We start from the raw sequence: 3,964 nt of genomic DNA on the forward strand, positions 1-3,964 counted from the left end.
TCGGGAAATACCTCGAATACGCAAATGACAAACCGTCAAATGCAATCAACAGCAAATGACAAAACTCCCGCCATTTTACCGGCGGGGCGCCGCGGATGGGTCTAGGGGGTTGCGAGGAGCCCTCAGTGCTGTTCCACGGCTTCGAATCCGGCGTCTTTCAGGGCGGTCAGCACGCTCGCCAGATGAGCCCTGCCACGGGTCTGCAGCACCAGCTCGACGTCGACATTCTGCGCCGCCAGCATGGTGAAGGCGCGCTGGTGATGCACTTCATCGACGTTAGCGCCCGCTTCGGCCACAGTGGCCGTGATATGGGCCAGTGAGCCGGGCACATCGCGCGCACTGACACGCACCCGGGCGAGTCGCCCGGCCCGCACCATGCCGCGTTCGATGATGGCTGCGAGCAGCAGCGGATCAATGTTGCCGCCCGACAGCACCAGGCCCACGCGCTTGCCGCGAAAGCGCTCCGGATGGCGGATCAGCGCCGCCAGGCCGGCCGCGCCGGCACCTTCGACAAGGGTCTTTTCGATTTCGAGCAGCATCAGCACGCCTTGCTCGATGTCGCCCTCGTCCACGAGCAGCAGGTCGTCGACCTTGGCGGCGATGATTTCCCGCGTCAGCACACCCGGGGTGCCGACCGCGATGCCTTCGGCGATCGTGCTCGTGCCCTGCGCGTGGTGCGTGCCTTTGACGGCATTCACCATCGCCGGAAAGCGCTGGGTCTGGACGCCGACGATCTCGATGCCGGGCCTGGCCTCGCGCGCCGCGACGGCCATGCCCGCGATCAGTCCGCCGCCGCCGACCGCCACCACGAGCGTATCGAGGTCGGGCACAGCGTCGAGCATCTCGAGCGCGATCGTGCCCTGGCCAGCAATGATGGCTTCGTCATCGTAGGGATGCACGAAGGTCAGCCCTTCGCGTTCGGCCAGTGCCAGCGCGTGGGCGCGTGCCGCGTCCAGCGTGTCGCCGTGCAGCACCACCTCGGCGCCGAAGCCGCGTGTGCGCTCGATCTTCACGCCGGGCGTGAAGCGCGGCATCACGATCAGTGCGCGCAGGCCGAGCCGCTGGGCGTGATAGGCCACACCCTGCGCATGGTTGCCGGCCGACATGGCGATCACGCCGCGCGTGCCGCTTTCAGAAAGATCCACCAGCTTGTTGCATGCGCCCCGCTCCTTGAACGAGGACGTGAACTGCAGGTTCTCGAACTTCAGGAACACCTGCGCGCCCACGATTTCAGAGAGCGTGCGCGACTCCACGCAAGGCGTGTTGAGCACCTGGCCCTGCAGGCGCACCGCGGCGCGCCGGATAGCTTCGATTCCGACCATGGCGCGCATTGTGGCTGGAATCCGGCGAATCAGGGTTTTTACTCTTCCGGCGTCTTCCCGAAGCCAAAAGTCTGCGTTATGGTCACTCCGAGAAATTCCTCGATGGAGGTTGCCTGATGGTCAAGCGTGCGGGTGTCGATGTGGTGGCTGCTGCGGTGCGCGGGCAGGCATTGCCTTCGCCCGGGCTCAAGGAAGCGCCGGTGCTCGAGCTCATGTGCTCGCACTTCGTGCTCACGCTCGCCGCCAAGCAGGGGCCGCGCTTCAACGTGCGGCGTGACATCAACGGATTGCTCTCTCTCACCGGCCGCCACCTCGTGTGGCCCGCCGCGGTGCTGCAGCGATTGCGCGAGTTCCTGGGCCGCCGCTGTGCAGGCAACGAGGCGTGGAAAGGCGTCGAAGACTTCGACGGCCGCACGCTGCTCGAACGCCACGGCGTGTGGCGCGGCCCGTATGAAGAAGGCACGCTCTTCTTCTATCTCGACGAGTACGCGAAAGACCAGCCCAAGGACCTGCTCTCGGTGCTGGCCGTCACGCGCGACTGGCTCACGCATGCGCTGCGCAAGCAGTCGACGCTGGTCGAGAAGAACATCGATGCCCTCGCCGGCCTGCTGCAGCTCAACAAGGCCGAGCGTGCACTGCTGCTGTACGGCACGCTCGCGCGCTACCAGCGCGACCTGCGCTCGCTGCTGGTCGAGTTCAAGGTCAACAACGCGCCCGAGGCCTACGCGGCCATCGCCGACATCGCGGGCGTCAATGCGAGCGAAGTGGGCGAGGCGCTGCGCGCGGGCTCGCGGCTGGAGCGCATCGGCCTCGTCGAGAACCTGATCTCCGAGCACAACATCACCGACCTCGCCGACCTCATGAAGGTCAGCGAGAAGCTGCCGCCCGTGCTCATGCGCGAGTACCGCGATCACAACGAGCTGATGGCCGTGTTCACGCGGCCCTCGGCCAAGAGCGCGCTCACGCCGCACGATTTTTCCTTCGTGCAGGAAGACGCGCAGATGCTCGTCACGCTGCTGCGCGCCGCCGTGGCGCGCAAGGAGCCCGGCGTCAACGTGCTGCTCTACGGCCCGCCCGGCACCGGCAAGACCGAGCTGGCCAAGGTGGTGGCGCAGGCTGCGGGCCTGGAGCTGTTCGAGGTCGAGTACGCCGACCGCGACGGCAACTCGCTCAGCGGCCGCGACCGCTACCGCTCGCTGCAGATCGCGCAGGTCTTCCTCAAGGGCAGCGCGCAGGCCGCACTGCTGTTCGACGAGGTCGAGGACGTGTTCCCGCCCATCAGCACCGAGGCCGCGCAGTTCATGGCGCGCGCCGAGCAGATTCCCGCGCCCGCCAGCGGCAGCGTGAGCGGCAAGGCCTGGGTCAACCAGATCCTCGAAGCCAACCCGGTGCCCACGCTGTGGGTCACCAACCGCATCGAGCAGATCGACCCGGCCTTCCGCCGCCGCTTTGCCTATCACCTGGAGCTCAAGTCGCCGCCGCCCGGTGCGCGCGAGCAGCTCGTCAAGAAGACGCTCGAAGGTGTCGTGGTGTCCGAGGCCTTCACTGCCAAGCTGGCCGAGCGCAAGGGCCTCACGCCCGCGCAGATCCGCACCGCCGTGCGCTTCGCAGGTCTTGCGACGAGCGAGAACGCCTCGGTCGAAGCGCTCATCGAGCGGCAGCTGCGCAATGCCGATCTCGCGCTCGGCACGTTCGACAAGAGCCCGGCCGAGCGCCGCAGCGTCACCACCTACGACCTGGACATGCTCCACGTCGAGACCCGCTTCGAGATCCCCCGCATCGTCGAGGCGCTGAAGGCGCGCGGCCACGGCACGCTGTGCTTCTACGGCGCGCCCGGCACCGGCAAGACCGCGCTGGCCGAGCACATCGCGAAGGCCGTGGGCCGCCCGCTCATCGTCAAGCAGGCCAGCGACCTCATGAGCAAGTACGTCGGCGAGACCGAGCAGAACATGGCCGCCATGTTCAAGGAGGCCGAGGCCGAGAAGGCCGTGCTGCTGCTCGACGAGGCCGACAGCTTCCTGCAGGATCGGCGCGGCGCGCAGCGCACCTACGAGGTCACCGAGGTCAACGAGATGCTGCAGGGCATGGAGCGCTTCCGCGGCGTGTTCGTCTGCACCACCAACCTGCTCGACCGGCTCGACCAGGCGGCGCTGCGGCGCTTCACCTTCAAGATCAAGTTCATGCCGCTCACCGCGGCGCAGCGCGAACGCATGTTCGTCACCGAGGCCCTCGCGGGCGATGCGGCCCTGCTCACGGGTGAGGTGCGCGCGCGCCTGGCGCAGCTGCCGCAGCTGTGCCCCGGCGACTTCGCTGCCGTGAAGCGGCAGACCGACATCCTCGCGGCCGAGTTCTCGGCGGCGGAGTTTCTCGAGCAGCTCGAAGCCGAGCACCGCATCAAGCCCGAAGTGCGCGAATCGCGCGGCATGGGCTTCATCCAGTAGCGGGCGCGGGCGGACCGACGTCCGCGGCACCCCGAACAAGAACACGTCAGAACTGTCCGCCAGCACGGACTCGAGGAGGAACCGATGGCCTTTCGCAATGCAGACGTGCCGCGACGCTCGCGAGCCGCGGCCGCCACCGCCGGTGCGATGGCGCTCGCCTTGGCCTGTCTCTTATACACATCTGACGCTGCCGACGACTTA

At 67.4% G+C, this 3,964-nt stretch carries 2 protein-coding genes; one reads left to right on the forward strand and one right to left on the reverse strand.

Translation table 11 applies throughout. The features are described 5' to 3' along the window. Nucleotides 1–122 precede the first annotated feature (122 nt). The gene (locus D3H34_RS30955) at nucleotides 123–1,322 is read right to left on the reverse strand and encodes a threonine ammonia-lyase (protein WP_205736841.1); all 1,200 of its coding nucleotides are present in this window, start codon (nucleotides 1,320–1,322) and stop codon (nucleotides 123–125) included. 116 nt (nucleotides 1,323–1,438) lie between these two features. On the opposite strand from D3H34_RS30955, the gene D3H34_RS30960 reads away from it, so the two are divergent. Further along, complete coding sequence (locus tag D3H34_RS30960) at nucleotides 1,439–3,763, forward strand: ATP-binding protein (RefSeq protein WP_119558667.1); 2,325 nt, start codon at nucleotides 1,439–1,441, stop codon at nucleotides 3,761–3,763. Nucleotides 3,764–3,964: the final 201 nt, after the last annotated feature.

It is taken from the genome of Acidovorax cavernicola, assembly GCF_003581445.1.